This window comes from Alcanivorax sp. (genome assembly GCF_019431375.1).
GTDB classification, from domain to species: domain Bacteria; phylum Pseudomonadota; class Gammaproteobacteria; order Pseudomonadales; family Alcanivoracaceae; genus Alcanivorax; species Alcanivorax jadensis_A.
Genome location: NZ_CP080267.1, coordinates 1,165,362 through 1,188,142 on the forward strand (window position 1 = coordinate 1,165,362; position 22,781 = coordinate 1,188,142).

Sequence of the window (22,781 nt, forward strand, 5' to 3'; positions counted from 1 at the left end):
ATCATGGCTACCACACAAGCACTGGTCATCGATGACTCCCGGGCCATGCGCCTGATACTGGGCGACCTGCTCCAGCAATTGGGTTATGAAACCACAGAAGCCGGTGATGGCCAGCAGGCCATCACCCTCCTGGAGGGGGATGACACCATCCCCACTCTGGCCCTGGTGGACTGGAACATGCCGGTCATGAACGGCCTGGAATTTATCCGCGCGGTTCGGCAAAAGCATTGCTATAGCGACATGAAATTACTGGTGGTCACCAGTGAAGCGGAAGTGGGCCAGATGGTGGAAGCCCTGACCGCCGGTGCCGATGAATACCTGATGAAGCCGTTTTCCTCGGAAGCACTTGCCTGCAAGCTGGAAATGATGGGTCTGAAGCGAGCAGAGAGAGCATGAGCAACATTCGTGTCTTTCTGGTGGATGATACCGCCGCCGTGCGGCATATCCTCACCCAGATTCTGGAGGAAGATCCGGACATCGTGGTGGTGGGCACCGCCTCGGATGGACGCCAGGGCCTGGATCGCCTGCAGCGCGTGGAAGCAGATCTGCTGATACTGGATGTAGAAATGCCCGGCATGGGCGGGCTGGAAATGCTCAAGGAACTGAAAGTAAGCCGCCCGGAACTTCCGGTGCTGGTTTTCAGCTCCATTACCGAGCGCGGCGCCATGGTAACCATCGAGGCCCTGTCCCTTGGCGCCAGCGATTATGTACCAAAACCCGCCATGGTGGGCACCGCCGCCGAAGCCCGGGACTACATCAAGAACAGCCTGCTGGGGAAAATCAAAACCCTGCTGCGACGGGACAGCAAGCCCTCAGCCACGCCAGCAGCACGCCCTCGCCCGGTGGCATCACAACTCCAGCATCAGCGCATTCCATCGCGGGTAGATCTGGTAGTAATCGGAGCTTCCATGGGCGGGCCACGGGCCTTGGGCCAACTGATCCCTGCCCTGCCCGGTGATTTTCCGGTGCCCATTCTGGTGGTCCAACACATGCCGGCAGTGTTCACCCGCGCCCTGGCCACACGCCTGGATCAGAACGCATCGTTAAGCGTGGCTGAATGCGACAGTAGTCAGCGGGCCGAGCCAGGCCAGGTCTGGCTGGCAGCCGGTGACTATCACATGACCGTGGACAAGGTTGGAGACAACACCCTGGTCGCACCCCAGCGCAGTGAGCCGGTGAACTTCTGCCGACCAGCCGTGGATATTCTGTTTGCCAGCGCCGCCAAAGCCTATGGTCCCAATGTGCTGGCCGTAGTGTTAACGGGTATGGGCCAGGATGGCCTGGAAGGCTGTCGCCAACTGGCCAGAGCCGGCGCACAAATACTGGTGCAGGATCAACCCACCAGCGCGGTATGGGGAATGCCGGGAGTCGTATCACGGGCCGGTCTTGCCTGCGCGGAGCTTCCATTGCAGGACATGGCTGCGGAGATTATGCGACGGGTTAACCGGGGCCGGCCCACGTTTCGTGCACGGCAGCGAGCCGCCATGAATCCCGAGGTACACGGATGAGTTGTATCAATGAACACAGCTACCTCACCCTGTGCAATCTCCTCTGTGACCAGATCGCGCTCAGCTTACCGCCGGATAAGGTTTATCTGGCCGAAGCCCGACTGCAAAACCTGGCCCGACAGCACACCCAGGGCGACATCAATGCGCTGATAGAAAAAGCCTCCTCTATCGCTGACGACGCATTGCGAACCGAGCTGGTGGAAGCCATGGCCATACATGAAACCTTTTTTTTCCGTGACCCGATTCTAGGCCAGAGTTTTCTGGACACCATGATCCCCTCTCTGCTGGAGAAACGGCGGGCAGACAGAACTCTGCGTATCTGGAGCGCCGCCTGCAGCACCGGCCAGGAAGCCTATAGCGTTGCCATGCTGCTGGATGAACACTTCCCACAACTGAAAGACTGGGAAGTGACACTGGTCGCCAGTGATTTCTCCCAGTCTGCACTGAACAAGGCTCAACGGGGCTGTTATGGCCTGAACGAGATGAACCGGGGTCTTCCTGCCCGCAACATGGCGCTCTACTTCGAGCAACAGGGTCTGGACTGGCAGGTAAAACCGGCCATTCGCGAACGAATCCGCTTCGAGAAAATCAATCTGGTCCGGGAATGGCCGGAGGACCTGCCAGTATTCGACATCGTCTTGCTGCGCAATGTGCTTCTGTACTTTTCCATAGAGGATCGTCAGCGGGTACTAAAACGTATTCGCAAGCAGACCGCCAATGACGGCTACCTGCTGCTAGGCTCCACCGAAAGCCTGGAAAAATCCGCCGGGTTCGTGCCGGCCATTTCCGGCAGCCACCGCCCCTTTTACCAACCCGCTTGAAGGTGCTCACATGGATATGTCGTTACAACCCGCCATGCTGTCACAAAAAATTGCCCGTATCGGCGCCAATGTGCTCAGCGACTTCCTGAAAATTCCGGTACGCGCACAAAATGGCCCACCACCGATGGTTCACCATGGGGCAGAAATTTCAATTTCCGGAAAGTGGAAAGGCAATGTGACCGTCAGCACCTGCGAAACCCTGGCGCAACGGATCGCCGGCCAGATGTTTCGCAAAGAGGATGACGCAGTCACCGGTGAAGACGTGGTCGACGCTCTCACCGAGCTGACCAACATCATTGCCGGCAACATCAAGGCCATCCTCCCCGGCCCCAGCCAGCTTTCCCTGCCGGTGCCACTGGCAGTACTCCCCAGCGAACATCGCAACAATGTAGATGTGCAGTTGTTCGATGATCGTCAGGGGATGCTGCGAATCAGCCTGCAGCCGGCGGAGCATTGAAGCGAAGAATCAAAATAAGCGACTAGTGGCTAGCTACGAGCTTCTAGCAACCACGCGTAGCAGGGAGCTTGGGCGCTATCCGTGACATATACAAAGCCACTGTAGGAGTTCCTCTTGAGGGACGAATCCAAGCCTGGGCGAGGACGCAGGTTATGCAGGTGGCACCAGATCACTCTGGCGGCACCTGGCGCTCCTGATCGCCCTACGGACGATTTCCTCGCTCCGCGAGGTTCGCACCTCAAGAGGTGCTCCTACAGCGGCTTCGTAGAAATCCAGAGAACCGCTCAGTCGTTCCCTATACAACGAGCGTAGCTCGCCTCAGACCGGTTCGCCCTCCGGCCCCGCGCTACTGGACCGTAACCGAAACGTGCCCTCGCCGATGGCCAGTAGCTGCCCCTGCTGGTCAAACACTTCCATGGTGCTGTTATAGATTCTGGCCCCTCCGGCACGGCGGGTGCCGATGGCACGGATCAAACCTTCCCCAGCTTGGCCGGTAAAGGTGGTGGTCATGGACAGGGTCACCGCTTTGCGGATGCGGTCAGGGTGGGGACAGTAGGTGCCGGCACAGGCGCCGGCCACATCCATCAAAGTGGCAAGCACGCCACCGTGAATCACGCCGCCCAGGTTCAGATGCTCCTGGCGCACCTGAAGACCCAGTACCGCCCGGCCTTCTTGCCACTCCAGAAAATGCAGCCCGACCAGGGCGGGAAAACCATTATTGAAACGCGCATTGGCGTCTTCCATGGAAAACGCGGACGGCGGTGCTGCTGGCATGTATTGTCCTCGGCAGAGGCGGGAATCAGGCCCGTCCCTGCACCATCTGTTCAACTTGGGCCACCACATCCTTGAGTCGTGGCCCCAGGTTTTCTATCAGGGTACGGCGGCTGAGACGCAGTGAAGAACCACCGCAGTTGAACGGCACCACCTGGGCACCACCATCCAGAATCAACGGCACAGCAACGCCGCTCACATCCCGGTTCCACTCGCCGTCAGAAATGCAGAAACCGTACTCCTGATATTCCTCATAGGCGGACTGCAGGCTGCGCTCCAGTTCCGGCCAGGCCGCCGGGTCCTGCCGGCGGATCTGTTCGTAATATTGCTCGCGCTCGGATTCCGGAGTCGCCGCCAGAAAGGCACGGCCCAGCGCCGAGGTGGCCATGGGCACACGGGAGCCGATGTTCAGGCGCAGCACCAGCGGGCCATTGCCCTGGCATACCTGGATGTAGGTCACCTGGGCGCCATCCGGGGCACCGATGGCCACCATGCAATCGGTGGCATCGGCCAGCTCCTGCATGAAGGGCCGGGCCAGTTCCCGTACCCCTTCGCTGGCCAGATAACGGTAGCCCAGATCCAGCACCCCGGGGCCCAGACGGTATTTTTCCAGTTGCGGCACATAACGCAGGTAACCGAGCTGCGTCAGGGTAGCTGTCATCCGCGATACCGTAGGACGGGGAATATTGGTGCGCTTGGCCAGCTCCGCGTTGCCCAGGTATTCATCAGAAGGGCCGAAACAGCGAAGAATATCCAGCCCCCGCGCCAGGGCGGTGACGAAATTCCGATCTTTGTCGTTGGTGCCCACGTCGGCAACAGCTCTGCGCATTGTTGTATTTCCTTTCAGGCTTCGGGATCGGGAACCGTTCCCCCGGCACAGCGGGCATAGATTCCACTTATAGTTATGTATTCACCGAGCAAATATAGCAAAAAGCGGTTTCACCTGCATAAGCCAGTCATGGCCATGGCATAACACCTGAAGCACAATGGTTTTCGTCCTTAGGCCAGATCCACTTTGTCATGGCCTTGGCCAACCGGTCAATATTTTAAAACTTTGTTCCATTATTGTATTGTGAGTCTTCTGACTCAATAAACAACTGACAAAAGGACCTATCCCATGGGCTCGCTGCAACAGTTCTACATCAATGGTCAATGGGTCGCCCCTGCCGATGGCGCCAGCAGCCATACCGTGATTAATCCTGCCACCGAAGACTCGCTTGGCGAGCTGGCCATGGGCGGCACTGCGGATATCGATGCTGCCATCAGCGCGGCGGCGGCGGCTTTTCCGGCGTTCAGCGCCGAGCCTCTGGAAACCCGACTGGGCTACCTGGAACGGATTGCCGAGGGTTACCAGGCACGGCTGGAAGAGATTGCCCAGGCCATCAGCCAGGAAATGGGCGCCCCCATCAGCCTGGCTCGCAAGGTGCAGGCCCCCATGGGACTCGGCCACCTGAAAACGACCCTGGCCGTGGCCCGGGATTTCCCCTTCGAAGAACAGCTCGGCCAGGCACAGATTCGTCGGGCCGCTGCCGGGGTCTGTGCCCTGATCACTCCCTGGAACTGGCCCATGAACCAGGTCATGTGCAAGGTGGCACCGGCCATTGCTGCCGGCTGCACCATGGTGCTCAAGCCCAGTGAGTTTGCCCCGCTGTCGGCACAGATTCTGGCCGAGATCATTGACGAAGCGGGCCTGCCAGCCGGGGTTTTCAATATGGTCCATGGCGATGGCGCCCAGGTCGGCCCGTTGTTGTCCAGTGATCCACGCATCGATGTGGTGTCGCTGACCGGCTCCACCCGGGCCGGTGAGTCCGTCAGCCGCGAGGCCGCCGCCACCATCAAGCGGGTCTCCCTGGAACTGGGCGGCAAATCCGCCAACATCCTGCTACCCGGTTGCGATCTGCAAAGGGCGGTTACCCACGGGGTGCGCGCCATGATGAACAACACCGGCCAGAGCTGTAACGCGCCCTCGCGGATGCTGGTGCACGCCGATCAGCTGGCGGAGGCAGAGGCTATCGCCGCCGAAGCCTGTAGCACAATTGTGGCAGGCGACCCGCAGGACGAAGGCACCGTCATCGGCCCCATTGCCAATGGTCGCCAGTACCAGCGGGTGCAATCCATGATCGAAAAAGGCGTGGAAGAAGGGGCGAAACTGGTGGCCGGCGGCACCGGCAAGCCTGAAGGACTGGAAGTCGGCTATTTCGCCCGTCCTACCGTATTCAGCCAGGTCAGCAACACCATGACCATCGGCCGCGAGGAAATCTTCGGCCCGGTACTGGTGATGATCCCCTACCAGACTGTGGACGAGGCGGTGGCCATCGCCAACGACTCGGACTACGGCCTGTCTGGTTATGTGTTCGGGGAAGACAGCGAAGCCCGCGCGGTGGCGGCCCGGTTGCGAACCGGCATGGTGCATATCAATGGTGCCGGGCCGGACCTGCAGGGGGCCTTCGGCGGCTACAAGCAATCCGGCAATGGCCGTGAATGGGGCCGCTTCGGTCTGGAGGAGTTTCTGGAGACCCAGTCATTGTTCCTCCCTCACTGATCCCCCTCGATCAAACGTCTTCACCTGTCATTTACGGACACAAAATGGCCCGTTTTGTGTACTGGCACTAGCGCCCCGGCCGGGGCGCGACAGTGCCATTTACCTGTTGTGCTGTAACCCTGAGTATCGTTACATTCTTTAATGTCACAGTTTGACATCCACCGGTAATAACCGGTCGGGACCAGGAGGACACATGACAACAACAGCATCCAGCAACATCAAGGCCGGTCAGCAGAGCGCACAGAAGGTGCCTCTGGGCGCCACCGTGAACATTCCGCCCCGTCGCCTGGACTTCCAGTTCGACGACAAAACCACGGCGCGTTACTTCTATGACAATGACCCCTTCCTGAGCGCGTTCTGGCTGAGCTTGTCTGCCCTCTTCCCGGAAGGTGAAGCCTTCTTCGTGGACTCCGTGCGTCACTACCGCAAGGACATCACCGAGCCCAAACTGAAGGCCCAGGTGGCTGGCTTTATCGGCCAGGAAGCCATGCACAGCAAGGAGCATGAAGCCTGGAACGAAATGGGTGCGAAATTCGGCTACCCCACCGACAAGCTGGACAAGACCTTGGGCAAGCTGCTGGGTCTGGTGCAGAAACGCACTCCGAAAATCTTCCAGCTGGCCGCCACCGTTTGCCTGGAGCATTACACCGCCATCATTGCCGAGCAGCTGCTGCGTGAGCCGGAACACCAGGCCCGCATTCTCGACGACGCCACCGCCAAGCTGTGGTTGTGGCACGCGCTGGAAGAAAACGAGCACAAGACCGTTGCCTATGACGTGTACGAAAAAGTCAGTGGCAACTATGCCATCCGCGCCGGTGCCATGGTTCCCACTACTGTGATCTTCTTCGCCGTACTGGCTGCCTTCCAGGCGCGCATGCTGGCCTCCGACGGTCGCCTGCTGAACGTGAAAAACAACTGGAACGGCATCAAGTTCCTGTTCGGGCGCAAGGGCCTGTTCACCAAGCTGGCGCCCCAATACCTGGACTTCTTCAAGCGCGATTTTCACCCCTCCCAGCACGACACCGACGCACTGCTGGACGAGTGGCGGGAAAAGCTGTTCGGCGACGAAGGCCTGCTCACCGAGCAGCACGCCCAGGCCAGCCAGCGCAAGGGCAAGCAGAAAGCCCACTGATCGATCCTGTTTCTCTCCTTTCAGGGCCGCTTTATGCGGCCCTTTTTTATTATGAACCGCAGCTGGAAAGTCATTACATGTAGGGTGCACTGAGCCTCAGGCGAACTGCACCCTACTATCTGCCTATCGCTTTCTGCGCTTATTCACTTGCTTCCGTAACGACGTCCTGTAGAACAGTAGCAACCATGGGATGTCATTCATGAAGTATCTGTACCTGACCGCTTTAACACTACTGGCTCCGCTGTCACTGTTTGCCGAACCGGCAACCCTGGAGCCGGTGACCGTTACCAGTACCCGTATGGAAAGGCCCCTCGCTGATACGCCTGCCGCCGTTACGGTGGTAGATGCAGGCAGCAAACAGCAGGGCCAGTCCCGCCTGCAGCTGGATGAAAGCCTCAGCCGGGTCCCCGGCCTTTATCTGCAGAACCGTTATAACTTTGCCCAGGGGCTGCGCCTGTCATCTCGGGGCTTTGGTTCCCGTGCGCCGTTCGGGGTCAGAGGCTTGCGCATCAACGTGGACGGTTTCCCGGAAACCCTGCCGGACGGCCAGTCGCAACTGGACAGCATCGACCTGTTTGCGGTGGAACAACTCACGGTACTGCGTGGCCCCAGTTCCCTGCTATATGGCAACGCCACCGGTGGCGTGGTGGACATCAACACCCGATCCGGAAAAACCCGCAACGATGCCGCCAGCGTATCCATGATCGGCGGCAGCCACGGACTGAAACAGGCCAATGTGCAGACCAGCGGCCGCCACGACCAGGGCCACCATGCCCTCAGCCTGACCACGCTGGATTACCGCGGCTATCGTGAACAAAGTGAGGTGCGCAAATACCAGTTCACCGGCCAGGCCGGCTGGGATCTTGCCGACACCCGCTCAATGACGCTCTTCCTCACCGCCATGGATACCCCCGTTGCCCAGGACCCGGGCGGCCTGACCCGGCAACAGGCTCACCAGGACCGGCGGCAAGCCAGTCGCTTTGCTAGCCAGCTGGATGCCGGCCAGCAAGTCGACCAGCAACGTCTGGGGCTGCATTATCGCGATGCAGCCTTCGCCAACGGGTTACTCAATGCCCGCGCCTTTGTCAGCCAGCGGGACTTTCGCCAGCAACTGCCCTTTCCCGGCAGCAGCCTGATTGATTACCAACGGCGCTTTTACGGCGCCCGCCTGGATTACACCCTGCCCTTCACCGTATTGGCGCGTCCTAACCGGCTGCTGCTGGGTGTCGACCTGGATCGGCAGGAAGACGACCGTGGTCGTCGTGCGGTCAGCGCCACCGGCAACATCACTGCAGTAACCGCCGACGAAGACCAGCATGCCAGCGCCGATGGCGTTTTCCTGCAGCTGGACAGCCATCTGTCCGAGCGTCTGATGTTCACGGCCGGGGGCCGGGCAGACCGGCTGCGCATGACCATCGACGATGCATTGCTAACGGATGGCGACGACAGCGGTGGCCGTGAGTTTGCAGAACGCAGCTACAGTGCCGGGCTGAGTTGGCAAGTCACCCCGGCCCATACCCTCTACACCTCGATCAGCTCCGCCTTTGAAAGCCCCACCTTTACCGAACTGGCCAACCCGTCCGGGGCCGGCGGCTTCAACCCGGAGCTGGAACCGCAAACCGCATTGAACCGGGAAGTGGGCGCCCGTGGCGCGCTGGGAGACCGTCTCTTTTATGAAGCTGCCCTGTTCCGTGTGGACGTGGATGATGAAATCACCCCCTACGAAATCGGCGGCCGTACCTTTTACCAGAACGCCGGCGAGACCCGCCGCGATGGCCTGGAGCTGGGCCTGGAACATGCCACCACAGACCAGCTCACCCTGGCCCTGTCGTGGACCTGGTCCGACTTCCGTTTCCGGGAATTCTACGACACCCAGCAGAATGCCGATGTGAGCGGCAACCGGCTACCCGGCATCCCGCAGCACCAGCTCTTTGCAGAGGTTGACTGGCAGGCCGATAACGGTCTGTTTGCGTCAGTGGAATCATTACTCGGCAGCCACCGATATGCGGAAAACACCAATCGCACCCGGGTCGGCAGCGAGCTGCTGGTGAACATGAGAGGTGGCAAGGCATGGAAGCGGAACCGACAAACGCTAACCCTGTTTGCCGGCATCAACAATCTGCTGGACCGTGACTATTACAGTAACCTGAGAATCAACGCCAACAGCGACCGGCCCGTGGAAAACCGCGGCTACTTCGAGCCCGGCCCGGGTACAACCTATTACTCTGGCATCACGCTGGATTGGTAACCCCCCCGTTTTTGCAGGAGCGCCGCTTGAGGCGCGAACACACCAGAGTGTCGAGAAGCGAGTTGAAAGGAGCGAAAAGCAAGACGGTTTAGTCTTTTCGAAACTCGTTTCTCACAACTCGAAACTGTCGCAATTCGCTCCTCAAGCGGCGCTCCTACAAAATCCAGAACGCTCTAACGAACATAAAAAAAGCCCCGGCCACGTTTGCGCGGCCGGGGCTTTGGTTTTTCTCGCTGACAACAATCAGAACGCGGACACGCCTCCATCCACGGCGATGGTCTGGCCATTCATGTAGCTGTTGGCCGGGGACAGCATCATCAGCATCACGGTGACGATTTCTTCCGGCTGGCCCAAGCGCTTCATGGGGCAACCGGACGCCAGCATGGCATGCATGGCGGCCTTGTCTTCGGACAGGTTACCTTCATCCACCATGGGCGTATGGGTATAGAACGGGCAGATCGCGTTGACGCGAATATTGCGCTTTGCCACTTCCACCGCAGCAGTTTTGGTCAGCCCGATCACCGCATGCTTGGCCGCGGAGTAGGCGCCAATTTTCGGCGCGCCACCCAGCCCGGCCATAGAGCTCACGTTGACGATGCTGCCACCGTTTTCCTTCATGGCAGCGATCTGGTGCTTCATGCCAAACATCACCCCTTTCACATTCACGTTCACCTGCTGATCCAGCACTTCCTCGGTGAGCTGATCGAAAGGAATAAAACCATGGGCAATACCGGCATTGTTCACCGCCATATCCAGATGGCCGAACTGCGCCAGCGCGGTTTCCACCATGGCCTTGCAGTCCGCTTCGCTGGAGACATCGCACCGCAACGCCGCCACTTTAATGCCCTGCTCCGCCAGCGCCTCGGCTTGCGGGTTAAGGGCGTCCATATTGATATCCCCCAGCACCAACGCCGCCCCGCGCTTGCCGAGCTCTTCGGCCAGCAACTTGCCAAAGCCACTGGCCGCGCCGGTAATCAGCGCCGTCTTGCCGGTAAAATCGAGAATCGGATCCATGAAAGGTTCTCCTGATAATTAAGCCGCCACGAGCCCAAATTCAGCTCGCCCGGACTGGCTGTAGGAGCGTCGCTGGCGGCGCGATTTCAGGCTCGGACCAAGCTTCCGGTTTTCTGGAGAAACCTGTCGAGCTCTGAAATGCCTGATCGCCCTTCGGTCGATTTCCGCGCTGCGCGCGGTTCGCGCCTCGAGAGGCGCTCCTACAGCGGCTTTGTAGAAAGCCCGAATTGTGCTCGTAGCTATTAGATGGTCATCCCACCATCCACCACGACGCATTCCCCGGTCACATAACTGGAGGCATCGGATACCAGGTACAGCACGGTTCCCGCCATCTCTTTCGGGTCAGCATGACGGCGCATGGGGATCTCCTTGATGGCGGAATCGTAGATGTCCTCGTTGGTGAACAGGGCACCGGCGAACTTGGTTTTGGTCAGGCCTGGCAGCAAGGCATTCACCCGCACATTGAACTGGGCGCATTCCTGGGCGAAGGATTTGGTCATGCTGATCACCGCCGCCTTGGAGATGGAATAGATACCCTGCATGTCGCCCGGAGTAAGGCCATTCACCGAAGCGGTATTCACAATGGCGCCACCGCCATGCTCACGCATCAGCTTGGCACCTTCCACGGACATGTAGAAATAGCCGCGCAGGTTCACATCCACGGTCTTGTCGAAGGCATCCACCGGGGTATCCAGAATATGCCCGAAGAAAGGATTGGCCGCGGCGTTGTTGACCAGAATATCCAGCTTGCCGTGCACCTCACGGATATGGGAAAAGATCGCCTGGATCTGCGCCATCTCGCCGATATGGCAGGGAAAGGCTTCCGCACTGCCGCCGTCGGCCTTGATCGCATCCGCCACCGCCTGACAGCCATCGATCTTGCGACTGGAGACGATCACGTGAGCGCCCTGCTCCGCCAGCAGTCTGGCGATCTCTTCACCAATCCCCCGGCTGGCACCGGTTACCAGGGCAATCTTGCCCTCAAGATTAAAAAGGTCGGTACTCATTACTACTCTCCCGATAAAAAGCGTCAAGCTACAAGCCGCAAGCTTCAACGCGAGCAGACCCTGTAGCCATTCGAAAAACGGAAAAACCGCGCCGCAACGTCAACGTGGTTTTCCTTGTAGCTTGAGGCTTGCAGCTTGGAGCTGCTTTACGCCCCTTCTTTGATGATCTGTACAGCCATGGACGCCAGTGGCTCGACCAGCGCGCCGACCTGGGCCGCTTCCTTGTTGGAGGCGTTACCGTCTACAGCCCGTTTCGCCACGCCCTGACAGATGGCAGCAAGGCGGAAGAAGCTGAAGGCCAGATAGAATTCCCAGTTGTCGATACGATCGATGCCGCGACGCTGGCAGTACTGATCCACATATTCTTTTTCAGTTGGGATCCCCAGAGCCTTACGATCAACACCCTGCAGCCCCGCCATCTTGGCGCCCCGCTGTGGCATGCGCATACCCATACACTGGTAGGCCAGGTCCGCCAGCGGATGCCCCAGGGTGGACAGCTCCCAGTCCAGCACCGCGATGACCTTCGGTTCACTGGGGTGCCACATCATGTTGTCGAGACGAAAGTCGCCGTGTACCAGGGATACCTGGCCGTCGTCTTCCGGCTGGTTGGCCTGCAGCCAGGCGATCAGCTCGTCCATGGCCGGGATGTCCTGCAACTTTGAGGCTTCGTACTGCTGGGTCCAGCGACCCAGTTGCCGCTCGAAGTAGTTGCCGGGCTTGCCGTAATCAGTCAGACCGACCTTTTCCAGGTCCACACTGTGCAAGGCCGCAAGCACCCGGTTCATTTCTTCGTACATGGCCGCGCGGGTAGCATTACCCGCTTCGCCCTCGCCCGCTTCCGGCAAGGACGCGCCCCACAGGATGCGCCCTTCACAGAATTCCATCACATAAAACATGGAACCGATCACGTCGCGGTCTTCGCACAGGTGCAGTACCCGTGGCACCGGCACATCGGTGTCTTTCAGGGCCGCCATCACCCGGAACTCCCGATCCACCGCGTGGGCAGACTTGAGCAGCTTGCCCGGCGGCTGCCGGCGCAACACATAGGCACCGGACGGCGTAGTGATCTTGAAGGTGGGGTTGGACTGGCCGCCTTCAAACTTGTCAGCCTCGATAGGCCCCTTGAAGCCATCGATATGCTGCTCAAGGTATTCGGCCAGTTTCTGTGTATCCAGCGTATCCACCTGGGACATGGAGCTCTCCTGTTATTCTCTGTCTGCTGCGCAATAGGCAAAGCCCGGAGTGTGTGTCACACCCCGGGCAAACACCGCGTCTCAGGCGAAATATTTGGCCAGGTTGCGGCCCAGTTGCATCATGTGCACCTGATCCGGACCGTCAGCCAGCCGCAGGGTGCGGGCATAGCTGAAGAAGTTGACCAACGGGGTATCCTGGCTCAGGCCCACCGCACCGTGGACCTGAATCGCCCGATCAATCACATTTAACGCCATATTTGGCGCTACCACCTTGATCATAGCGATCAAATCCTTGGCGACTTTGTTACCTTCGCGGTCCATGGTGTCTGCCGCCTTCAAGGTCATCAGGCGAGCCTGCTCGATTTCACAGTAGGAACGCGCCAGATCTTCACGCACCGAGCCCTGCTTGCTCATGGGCTGGCCGAACACCACACGCTCATTGACACGCTTGGCCATCAGTTCGAAGGATTCCTGGGCGGCACCAATCAAACGCATGCAGTGATGAATACGGCCCGGCCCCAGGCGGCCCTGAGCAATTTCAAAGCCACGGCCTTCACCCAGGATCATGTTCTCCTTGGGTACCCGCACGTTGTCGAACACCACTTCCGCGTGACCTTCCGGCGCATCGTTGTAACCAAACACCTGCATGGGACGCACGATATTCACTCCCGGAGTGTTGGTGGGCACCAGAATCTGGGATTGCTGCTGGTGACGATTCGGGTTGTCCGGGTCGGTCTTGCCCATCACGATCATGATCTCGCAGGTCTTGCGCATGGCACCGCTGATGTAGAACTTACGGCCATTGATCACGTAGTCGTCACCGTCCCGCTCGATGCGGGTCTCGATATTGGTGGCATCGGACGACGCCACTTCCGGCTCGGTCATGGCAAAGGCACTGCGGATACGACCTTCCAACAAGGGCTGCAGCCAGTCTTTCTTCTGTTGCTCGTTACCGTACTTGGCCAGCACTTCCATGTTGCCGGTATCCGGCGCGGCACAGTTGAAGGCTTCGGAAGCGATGCGGCTGCGGCCCATTTCCTCGGCCAGCGGTGCGTATTCCAGGTTGCTCAGGCCGGCACTGTAATCCCCGTATTCCTTTGGCAGAAACAGGTTCCACAGCCCCTTTGCCCGGGCTTTCTCTTTCAGCTCTTCCATCACCGGCGGGGTTTCCCACGGGCTTTTTTCCAGCTGTTCGTGGTACAGGCCTTCCACCGGGCGGATCTCGGTGTCGATGAAATGACGCACCTGGGTAATCAGGTCCTGCACTTTTTCTGTGTATTGAAAATCCATGTAGCTCTCCCTTGTCACTTGTTCGTTACAGTCTTTGTGCTGCGTTAAAAATCAAAAATAGGTAATGGCTTCGAACCGATCCGGGCGATCCAGGTGCGGCACATTGTTGAAACTGGCCATGCGCACCACCTTGTTATTAAAAAAACCGTGAGTAACGCTGCTGTTGCGAATCTGCAGATTCAGTTCAACCACGGTGTCATCGGCCGCATTCAGGGCATGTTTGAGAAACATGGCCATGGCACCACCGGAACTGACAATCAGGATGCGATCCCTGTCACTGTACTGCTGCTGAATATGATCACGAGCGGCCAGTACCCGGTCAGAAAAGGACTGCCAGGTTTCCGGCAGATCACCGGTGAGCTCGTCCATGCGCCAATGCTTCATGGCCGTCTTCAGCGCCTTGTAGAACGCCGCCACTGGCGCACCCTCACCGGGTGCCTGCTCTGGGTACTGAGTCAGGTAGGCATCGACGATGGACTGGAAATCGAACTCGTTGAGGCCGGCGTGAATATCTTCCGGTAAGGCCACGCCCAGCCCTTCACAGATGCCGGCACCGGTTTCCCGATGACGTACCAGATCGCCAGACAGCAGCGCATCGAAGCCCATATCCCGTTCGGCAAAATACTCGCCCAGCCAGCGGGCCTGCTGGTGGCCAAGCTCGGAGAGGCGATCATAGTTATCGGTGCCGAACGATGCTTGCCCGTGGCGGACAAGGTAAAACTGGGCCATGGCGACTCCTTACAGCTGGCAAGAGTGCAGTGAATAGACCCAGCCTAGTGCAGGCCCTTGAGTTAGTGAAATTGATATTTTGAATTCGGCAGAATGAATATGCTGCATGGCGATTTAGCTATTATTCGAAATACTGTTTCGATATCTTCAGTTGTTTCCCCAACCGCTGGAGCCTCCTCATGACAGACCTGACCCTCAACAGTGGCTGTGTTCAGGCCCGGGAAACCGGTGCGGTCCTGCATCTGACCCTGGACCGGGCAGCCAAGCTCAATGCCATGACCGCCAGCATGTACCAGGACTTGACCCGTGGCGTTGAACATCTGGCAGAAAGGGACGATCTGCACGTGTTACTGCTCACCGGCAATGGCCGGGCCTGGTGTGCCGGCAACGATATCGGCGATTTCCTCAATGCGGACCCGGCCAGCCGGGACAACGGCAAGCTCAGCCCAGCCATGGTACTGGTACATGCCCTGATGGCCCTGGACAAGCCCGTGGTGATTGGCGTGCAGGGCAACGCCACCGGCATCGGCACCACCCTGCTGCTCCATGCGGACCTGGTGGTGGCCGCCGACGATGCCCGCTTCCAAACCGCCTTTATCAATCTGGGCCTGGTACCCGAAGCCGGCTCCAGCCTGCTGCTGCCCGCCCTGATCGGCCGCCAGAATGCCAACCGTCTGCTGTTGGCCGGCGATACCCTGAGTGCCCAGGAAGCCGAACGCTGCGGTCTGGTGGCCTACCGGGTACCCCCTGAGGAACTGGAAGGCACCGCCCTGACCCTGGCACAGCGACTGGCCGGGAAATCCCCGGCCGCCATGGCCATGACCAAGCAGCTACTGCGCCAGAGCGACACTGCCATCAAGACCCAGATCGAAAAGGAAAGTGTGCTGTTTGCCGAGAGGATGTTCAGTGAGGATACGAGGGAGCGGTTTGCGGGGTTCTTGAAAGGGGGGAAATAAGTTAACAGTTAACAGTGAATAGTTAACAGCGCCGCGCGCCAGCGCGTAATGGTTTCAACGCAAAGAGGCCGCGCCCATCCCCTGGGCGCGGCCTCTTACATTTGATAACAGCAACACAAGATTCGCGGCGCTGTTAACTATTCACTGTTAACTGTTAACTGCCTTTCATCACTCCACGCAGCGCCACCAGCACCACCTCATCCACCACCTCTTGCCGCTGTGCCGGCGTTTCCGTATCGCGGGGTTGATACCAGTTGATCACCGAGTTCATGGCGCCGAAGACGGGTTTGATGGACATTTTCGGGCGTGCGGCACGCATGGAGCCGTTGGCAATGCCCTCTTCCAGCACCGTCAGGAACAGCCCTTCGCAGCGTTTGCGACGTTCCTGCAAACGCTCGAGCTGGGCCCGCTGGGCCTCGGTGGTGCTGCTGCGCAGTAGCATTTGCACCGCTTCCGAGACGGTACGCTGGTAAGGCTGGGTACGAATCAGCGTGCGCACATAGCAGCGGGCCATTTCGGTAAACCGCTCCGGGGCCGGCAGATCGGAGTCGACAACTGGCTCCAGCTCTTCAAAAAGCGCATCCATGGCCCGGTGATGGATCTCGAAGAACAGCTGCGCCTTGGAATCGAAGTAGTGATACACCATCCCCTTGGTGGCAGACAGGCGCCGGGCAATGTCGTCAATGCTGGTGGCATTGAAGCCCCGCTCCATAAAGCACATAGCCGCCGCGTCGAGAATGGCATCGCGGGGGTCGGTCAGCAGGGCTTCATTTTGTTCTGACATGGTGCTCCTCAATCACGGGCTGCAAGCCGATATTATCGGAAAATAGTGACATAACCGGGCCCGCCCACCATTGACCCTCCCGCACAGGGGTGACGGAATTCTCGCCCTTCATGGCGCTTTTCACCCTTTACGGCCAGTTACGCCACCCTCATACTGTCATTTTCAAAATAATATTCTGAAAACATGGCGCATCAGCGCCCAACAGGGAGAGCCCCATGAGCAGACCACAGGCTACTATTCAGGAGCTGCAGGCAAAAACCGGTGAAGCCGTGGGCGCGTCCCAGTGGCGCACCGTAGACCAGCAGCGTATCGACGGCTTTGCCGACCTGACCGAAGATCCCCAGTGGATCCACACGGACCCGGCGCGGGCCGCCAGGGAAAGCCCCTTCGGTGCCACCATCGCCCACGGTTTCCTGTCCCTGTCGCTGTTGTCCGCCATGGCCATGGATGTGCTCCCCACCATCCAGGGCCAGGTGATGGGCATCAATTACGGCTTCGACAAGGTGCGCTTCATGAACCCGGTGCGTGAAGGCAGCAAGGTGCGCGGCAAGTTCACCCTGCTGGAAGTCAAACAGCGCTCCGATAACGAATGGCAACTGCGCCACGGCGTGGAAGTGGAAATCGAAGGCCAGGACAAACCTGCGCTGATCGCTGAATGGCTGAGCCTGGCGATCATCAAATAACAGTCGCGAGTGACGAGCTACGCGTAGTGACAACCAAAACCCGAGTGCGGTGTTCTTTACTCACCTCGTAACTCGGTACTCGCAACTTATCTTCAGGAGAGCAACAACAATGACAATCCGTTTTGACAATCAGGTGGCCATCGTCACCGGGGCCGGTAATGGCCTGGGCAAATGCCATGCACTGGAACTGGCTCGTCTCGGCGCCAAAGTCGTGGTCAATGATTTCGGTGGCGCCCGTGATGGCAGCGGCGGCTCCAGCGAAGCGGCCGAGCAGGTCGTCGCGGAAATCCAGGCCGCCGGGGGCGAGGCCATTGCCAACGGCGCCGATGTGTCCAGTCCGGAACAGGTGGACGCCATGATGAAACAGGCCATGGATACCTGGGGGCGCATTGATGTGCTGATCAACAACGCCGGTATTTTGCGCGACAAGAGCTTTGTGAAAATGACCCAGGACGACTGGGACAAGGTGGTCGCCGTTCACCTTACCGGCTCCGAGATCTGCACCAGGGCAGTCTGGCCGATCATGCGCGAACAGGGCTACGGCCGTATCGTCATGACCACCTCCACGTCCGGCCTGTACGGCAACTTCGGCCAGGCCAACTACGGGGCCGCCAAAATGGCCGTGGCCGGGTTGATGAACACCCTGTGCATCGAAGGGGAAAAATACGATATCAAGGTCAACTGCATCGCGCCCACCGCGGCAACACGCATGACCGAAGATCTGATGCCCCCGGAAGTGCTGGCCATGCTGGAGCCGAAGGAAATCACCCCGGCGGTCCTGTTCCTGTGCAGTAACAAAGCGCCGACCCACCGCATCATACTGGCAGGCGCCGGCTGCTACGCCATGGTTCGCTTGATGGAAAGCGAGGGCGTCTACCTGAATGAAAACGAACGAAATGTGGATGGCGTCGCCGCCCATTTCGAGCAGATCGGCAACATGGACAATGCCCGGGAAATTCTCGCCGGCGGCGACCATGTCACCAAGATTCTTACCAAGGCCGCCCAGGCCAAAGGCATCAAGCTGGGTTAACCGCAGCAGCTCATCAACCGGCTGTAGGAGCCAGCCTGCTGGCGATAGTGCTCGCACTCATGCCCCATCGCTTGCAGGCAAGCTCCTACAGTGAGACATCGACCGAATATCAATCTGGAGAGGCATCATGAGAGAAGCCGTTATCGTTTCCACCGCCCGAACCCCCATTGGCAAAGCCTACCGGGGCGCCTTCAACGACACCCAGGCCCAAGCGCTGGGCGGCCATGCCATCAAACACGCTGTGGAGCGCGCCGGCATCGACCCGGAATCCATTCAGGACGTGATCATGGGCGCTGCCCTGCAGCAGGGTAGCACCAGTGGCAACGTAGCTCGCCAGTGCGCCCTGCGTGCCGGCCTGCCCACCAGCGTGTCCGGCATGTCCATGGACCGTCAGTGCGCCTCCGGCCTGATGGCCATCGCCACCGCCGCCAAGGAAATCATCGTCGATAACATGGATGTGGCTGTCGCCGGGGGGTTGGAGTCCATCTCCCTGGTGCAGAACGACAAGATGAACACCTTCCGCGCCGCCGACCCCTGGCTGAAACAGCACCGCCCGGACATCTACATGTCCATGTTGGAAACCGCCGAAATCGTCGCAGACCGCTACAGCGTTTCCCGCGATGCCCAGGACGAATACGCCTATCAATCACAGATGCGTACCGCCGCCGCCCAGGAAGCCGGCAAATTCGACGATGAGATCGTCCCCATGACCACCGTCATGAAGGTGATGAACAAGGAAACCAAAGAGATCTCCGATCAGGAAGTCACCCTGGCTAAAGACGAAGGTAATCGCCCGCAGACCACCCTGGAAGGCCTGCAATCCCTGCAGCCTGTCTTCAAGGGTGGCCAGCAGGTTCAGGAAGGCGGCTTCATCACTGCAGGTAACGCCTCCCAGCTCTCCGATGGCGCCAGCGCCTGCGTACTGATGGAAGCGAAGGAAGCCGAGCGCCTGGGTCTGCAACCGCTGGGTGCCTACCGCGGCATGGCCGTAGCCGGCTGCGATCCGGACGAGATGGGTATTGGCCCGGTGTTTGCGGTACCCAAGCTGCTCAAGCGCTTCGGGCTAACAGTGGATGACATCGGCATCTGGGAGCTTAACGAAGCCTTTGCCAGCCAGTGCCTGTACAGCCGCGACCGCCTGGGCATCGACCCGGAGAAATACAACGTGAATGGCGGCGCCATTTCCATCGGCCACCCCTACGGCATGTCCGGTGCCCGCATGACAGGCCACGCCCTGATCGAAGGCAAGCGCCGGGGTGTGAAGTATGTAGTAGTGACCATGTGTATCGGCGGCGGCATGGGTGCCGCTGGCCTGTTTGAAGTGTTCTGATTTCTGTCTCTGACTTCCCCTTCAGGGCGCCATTCGGCGCCCTTTTTTATTTTCAGGGTCAACGTCTGCCGTGGACAAAAGCCTTACAGTGATTTTCTGCCATGGAATTCTTTAGCAAATGTGTCAAAGCTCACAAATAACATTAAAATGAAACTTCCTTTTATTTGTTACCCTGAGTAACGAATTACCCTTTAGAGTAAACAGCATCTCGAATATCGTTTCTTTATTGCGGCCTCAAATCACGAAAAACCCACAAAAATCCCCGCTCTTATTCCATGAATCGGCTTTCGCCCCCTCCTGAGGCCCCAACTTCGACTTTTGTCCGTCTTGACCACATACCCACCAGTATGTATGAATTGAATCCGACGCATCGCTTTTTGAAATCATGATTCAAAAAAATGAAAACGAGGTCAGGATTTTAACGCCCGATGGGACCGGGCGTGACAACAAGTGCGCTACAACAACGTTCACAACAACAAACGGAATGTCTGCCCGGCTCATCACCGGGTAGTGGGAGAGCAAAATAATGCGAAGCAAAGCGATCGCTGTTGGCTGCAGCAGTGCCCTGGCTCTGGGCCTGCTGACAGCCGCAGCCCCGGCCATGGCTGGCGAAAAACAGTTCAATGAAGACGTCAGCGTCAAATGGAACCTGAAAGCCTCCGTGGGCGCTATTTCCCGTATGGAGTCTGCCCGCAAGGAAAACCTGTTTGCCGGTGATACCCCCGGCGGCACGTCCGGTTCCGCCGTCTCTGACGACGGCAACCTGAACTATGATGGTGGTGAAGTGGTGTCTGCCGTTGCCAAGGCAGTAGGCGACGTCAACCTGCAGTACAAGAACTATGGCCTGTTTGTGCGAGCCAAGGGCTGGTACGACTACGTGCAGAAAGAGAAGGATGTTCCCCACGGCAACTTCCCCAATGAATTTGTCGGCGGCGAGCCGCTCAGCGATGATGGCTTTGATCGCAACTCCAAATTTCAGGGAGCCAGCTTTCAGGATGTCTTTGTCCACGGCACTTTCCAGGTCAACGAACAACCTCTGAAGCTGAAGGCGGGTCGTCAGACGCTGCTGTGGGGACGCAGTCTGTATTCCCGGGGCTCCCTCAGTGCGCTGAACGCTATCGACCTGGCAGCGCTGCACCGCCCCGGCGCCGAGTACACCGAGTTCCTCAAGCCCGCGGGAATGGTGACTGCCGATTACAAATTCACCGACCGGCTCTCCATGAAGTCCTTCTACCAGTACGAGTGGCGGGCAGCGAACCTGGATGGCTGTGGCACCTTCTTCTCCACCCTGGACAACACTGCAGTGGGGTGTGATGCCACCTTCTCCAGCGCCGTGGTGATCCCCAATAAAACCGCCTACGAAAACGGCATCTATATTCCACGCCGGGACGAGAAGGAGCCCGATGACGGTGGCCAGTACGGGCTGAAGTTCGACTATGCCTTTCCGAAATCCAAGGCCAAGGTCGGTGCCTACTTCCTGAACTACCACATGCGTCTGCCGATCTACTCGGTAACCAAGGAAGACAGCCCACTGGCCCAAGGCATTACCCCCGGTAACGACATCGCCTACTTCTATGAATACCCGGAAGATATCCAGGTGATCGGCCTGACTGCCGACAAGACCTTTGAAGGGGTCGGCAACCTGGCCATGAACCTGAGCTACCTGCCGGATATGCCGATCCAGATCAATACACCGGACATGACCACCGCCCGAGTACTGGAAGCCAATGGTGTGCCGGCAGCGGCCGCACAGGGGTTTGCCACCGTTCCCCAGGAGACCATCGACTACGTCTACGGTTCCGGCAATGAAGTCACCGGCTTCAAGGAATTCGATATTCAGCGTGCCGAAGTGACCTTCACCACGGTCATCCCCAAACTGCTGGGCGCCCAGAAGACCATTGTCTCAGCCCAGTTAGGTTCCGAGTTCATTGATGACTTGCCGGATCAGGAAGACATGCGCTTCCGCCGCCACACCAACTTCGGGGTTGGCGAGCTGGGTGAGGATGGCTATGTGACTGACTTTAGCTGGGGCTACCAGCTCACGCTCAAATCCACCTATGCCAACGTCATTGGCCCGGTGGCGTTGACCCCGTCGCTGACCATGAAGCATGGCGTGGAAGGCTACTCCAGTGATGATGCGCTGCAGGAGGATCAACGCAGCCTCGGTCTGGGCATCGGCATGAACTACAAGAAACTCAGCGCCGACTTGTCCTACACCACCTATAACGATGCCAGCTTTAGCGTAGTCAACGACCGGGATTATCTGTCCCTGAGCACCACCTATAACTTCTGAGATCGCAACGAGCACCGCAGGCTGCCCTCCAAGGGAGCCTGCCAAACAGAATGAGGATGGAACGATGAGAAAATTGCAATTTGCCATGGTGGCCCTGTTCGCTGCGCTGCTCGCCGCCTGTGCCAGCGGCTACCATGACACCCGCGTGGTCAGCACCCAGACCGGTGTGGAAAAAGATCCCAGGGGGCCCTATCAATCAGTCGTAGTCGGCGTTCTGGCAGCTCATGAGCTGCGTGGCCACCTGGAAAATACCATCGTCGCCAGCTTTGCCGAAAAGGGCATCAAGGCCACCGCCGCCCATACGGTCTTTGGTGACAAAGGCATCGAAGGCAAAAGCCGCGACTATCTGGCAGAGCGCATGAAGGAAAACGGCTTCGACAGCGCCCTGGCGATCCATCTGGAAGAACAACGCAGCGAAACCCTTGAGGTCAAAGGCGACCCGGGAGCGGCAATACCGGTCGCTGGCACCATGACCATGCGCCCTGAGGTGTTCAGCGACGACTTCTTCGTGAATGAGGATATCTATGTGGTTCGGCTGGACCTGTGGGACGTGGACCAGCAAGCGATTATCTGGCAGGGCAACACCGTCAGCTTCAACACCGGCGGTTTCAAGGGCCTGGAAAAAGGCGCAGGTCACTTCGCCCAGGTCATCACCAACGCCATCGGCAAGGCCGATATCTTCTAATACCGTTTTCTCCTTGATTGTCTCCACCTTCCTTGCCCACTTCGGTGGGCATTTTTTTTGCCTTGCACCGTCACGATCCTGTCATACTAACCCGGCATATTGACCACCTATCAAGCAGAGAGACACACCCTCTTGCTTCTCTCGGGTGCCATCGCTAGGCTTGAGAACTGACTCCAAAGAGATTTCATCATGAACGCAGCCCTGCAAAACAGCACCATCCAGTCAGACCGCAAGCCGGTCGGCACGGTTGTGCCCGCTGCGTTCTACTACGGGTATTGGTTTAGCCGCTCGCGCGCCTGACCGTTACC

21 protein-coding genes are annotated in these 22,781 nt (G+C 58.8%); 13 read left to right on the top strand and 8 right to left on the bottom strand.

All coding sequences use genetic code 11. The features are described from left to right. The first annotated feature begins 3 nt into the window (after positions 1 to 3). Genes KZ772_RS05300 through KZ772_RS05315 form a run of 4 tightly spaced genes read left to right on the top strand, consistent with a single transcriptional unit; the run spans position 4 to position 2,786 of the window. Positions 4 to 396, top strand: coding sequence for a response regulator (locus tag KZ772_RS05300; RefSeq protein WP_290538793.1), 393 nt, complete (start codon positions 4 to 6; stop codon positions 394 to 396). Continuing rightward, entirely contained in the window at positions 393 to 1,508 is a 1,116-nt protein-coding gene (locus tag KZ772_RS05305) for a chemotaxis response regulator protein-glutamate methylesterase (protein WP_290538794.1), read from the top strand. Before KZ772_RS05300 ends, KZ772_RS05305 begins: the two co-directional genes overlap by 4 nt. Next, positions 1,505 to 2,329, top strand: coding sequence for a protein-glutamate O-methyltransferase CheR (locus KZ772_RS05310; RefSeq protein ID WP_290538795.1), 825 nt, complete (start codon positions 1,505 to 1,507; stop codon positions 2,327 to 2,329). Before KZ772_RS05305 ends, KZ772_RS05310 begins: the two co-directional genes overlap by 4 nt. Before the next feature lie 10 nt (positions 2,330 to 2,339). Next, positions 2,340 to 2,786, top strand: a complete 447-nt coding sequence (locus KZ772_RS05315) for a chemotaxis protein CheX (protein ID WP_290538796.1) — start codon at positions 2,340 to 2,342, stop codon at positions 2,784 to 2,786. 318 nt (positions 2,787 to 3,104) lie between these two features. Here KZ772_RS05315 and KZ772_RS05320 read toward each other — a convergent pair whose 3' ends face one another. Continuing rightward, a complete protein-coding gene (locus tag KZ772_RS05320) occupies positions 3,105 to 3,560 on the bottom strand; it encodes a PaaI family thioesterase (protein ID WP_290538797.1) in 456 nt (151 codons plus the stop codon). 25 nt (positions 3,561 to 3,585) lie between these two features. Continuing rightward, positions 3,586 to 4,386 (bottom strand): IclR family transcriptional regulator, encoded by an 801-nt coding sequence (locus KZ772_RS05325; protein WP_035250286.1) that lies wholly within the window; start codon positions 4,384 to 4,386, stop codon positions 3,586 to 3,588. Positions 4,387 to 4,674: 288 nt separating this feature from the next. Between KZ772_RS05325 and KZ772_RS05330 the strand changes: the two genes are divergently transcribed. The 3 genes from KZ772_RS05330 to KZ772_RS05340 all read left to right on the top strand — a co-directional run bounded on the left by KZ772_RS05330 (position 4,675) and on the right by KZ772_RS05340 (position 9,479). Next, positions 4,675 to 6,099: an aldehyde dehydrogenase family protein gene (locus tag KZ772_RS05330; RefSeq protein WP_290538798.1), complete on the top strand. Its 1,425-nt coding sequence runs from the start codon at positions 4,675 to 4,677 to the stop codon at positions 6,097 to 6,099. A gap of 193 nt (positions 6,100 to 6,292) precedes the next feature. Then, a complete protein-coding gene (locus KZ772_RS05335) occupies positions 6,293 to 7,231 on the top strand; it encodes a metal-dependent hydrolase (protein ID WP_290538799.1) in 939 nt (312 codons plus the stop codon). Between the two features lie 199 nt (positions 7,232 to 7,430). Then, a complete protein-coding gene (locus KZ772_RS05340) occupies positions 7,431 to 9,479 on the top strand; it encodes a TonB-dependent receptor (protein WP_290538800.1) in 2,049 nt (682 codons plus the stop codon). 243 nt (positions 9,480 to 9,722) lie between these two features. Here KZ772_RS05340 and KZ772_RS05345 read toward each other — a convergent pair whose 3' ends face one another. From KZ772_RS05345 to KZ772_RS05365, 5 genes are all read right to left on the bottom strand, one after another. Further along, a complete protein-coding gene (locus tag KZ772_RS05345; RefSeq protein WP_290538801.1) occupies positions 9,723 to 10,493 on the bottom strand; it encodes an SDR family NAD(P)-dependent oxidoreductase in 771 nt (256 codons plus the stop codon). A gap of 242 nt (positions 10,494 to 10,735) precedes the next feature. Then, complete coding sequence (locus KZ772_RS05350) at positions 10,736 to 11,500, bottom strand: SDR family oxidoreductase (RefSeq protein ID WP_290538802.1); 765 nt, start codon at positions 11,498 to 11,500, stop codon at positions 10,736 to 10,738. A 146-nt stretch (positions 11,501 to 11,646) separates the two neighbouring features. Continuing rightward, complete coding sequence (locus tag KZ772_RS05355; RefSeq protein ID WP_290538803.1) at positions 11,647 to 12,693, bottom strand: phosphotransferase family protein; 1,047 nt, start codon at positions 12,691 to 12,693, stop codon at positions 11,647 to 11,649. Between the two features lie 81 nt (positions 12,694 to 12,774). Next, positions 12,775 to 13,983, bottom strand: coding sequence for an acyl-CoA dehydrogenase family protein (locus tag KZ772_RS05360; RefSeq protein WP_290538804.1), 1,209 nt, complete (start codon positions 13,981 to 13,983; stop codon positions 12,775 to 12,777). A 51-nt stretch (positions 13,984 to 14,034) separates the two neighbouring features. Then, positions 14,035 to 14,712 (bottom strand): histidine phosphatase family protein, encoded by a 678-nt coding sequence (locus KZ772_RS05365; RefSeq protein WP_290538805.1) that lies wholly within the window; start codon positions 14,710 to 14,712, stop codon positions 14,035 to 14,037. 179 nt (positions 14,713 to 14,891) lie between these two features. Between KZ772_RS05365 and KZ772_RS05370 the strand changes: the two genes are divergently transcribed. Beyond that, on the top strand, positions 14,892 to 15,668 hold the full coding sequence (locus tag KZ772_RS05370; protein WP_290538806.1) for an enoyl-CoA hydratase-related protein: 777 nt from the start codon (positions 14,892 to 14,894) through the stop codon (positions 15,666 to 15,668). A gap of 154 nt (positions 15,669 to 15,822) precedes the next feature. Here KZ772_RS05370 and KZ772_RS05375 read toward each other — a convergent pair whose 3' ends face one another. Further along, positions 15,823 to 16,452 (bottom strand): TetR/AcrR family transcriptional regulator, encoded by a 630-nt coding sequence (locus KZ772_RS05375; protein WP_290538807.1) that lies wholly within the window; start codon positions 16,450 to 16,452, stop codon positions 15,823 to 15,825. A gap of 215 nt (positions 16,453 to 16,667) precedes the next feature. Between KZ772_RS05375 and KZ772_RS05380 the strand changes: the two genes are divergently transcribed. From KZ772_RS05380 to KZ772_RS05400, 5 genes are all read left to right on the top strand, one after another. Further along, complete coding sequence (locus KZ772_RS05380) at positions 16,668 to 17,135, top strand: MaoC family dehydratase (RefSeq protein ID WP_290538808.1); 468 nt, start codon at positions 16,668 to 16,670, stop codon at positions 17,133 to 17,135. 109 nt (positions 17,136 to 17,244) lie between these two features. Then, entirely contained in the window at positions 17,245 to 18,165 is a 921-nt protein-coding gene (locus KZ772_RS05385; protein WP_290538809.1) for an SDR family oxidoreductase, read from the top strand. A gap of 127 nt (positions 18,166 to 18,292) precedes the next feature. Next, a complete protein-coding gene (locus KZ772_RS05390; RefSeq protein ID WP_290538810.1) occupies positions 18,293 to 19,495 on the top strand; it encodes an acetyl-CoA C-acyltransferase in 1,203 nt (400 codons plus the stop codon). 526 nt (positions 19,496 to 20,021) lie between these two features. Then, on the top strand, positions 20,022 to 21,788 hold the full coding sequence (locus KZ772_RS05395) for a DUF1302 domain-containing protein (protein WP_290538811.1): 1,767 nt from the start codon (positions 20,022 to 20,024) through the stop codon (positions 21,786 to 21,788). A gap of 64 nt (positions 21,789 to 21,852) precedes the next feature. Further along, positions 21,853 to 22,473, top strand: coding sequence for a hypothetical protein (locus tag KZ772_RS05400; RefSeq protein ID WP_290538812.1), 621 nt, complete (start codon positions 21,853 to 21,855; stop codon positions 22,471 to 22,473). Positions 22,474 to 22,781 lie beyond the last annotated feature (308 nt).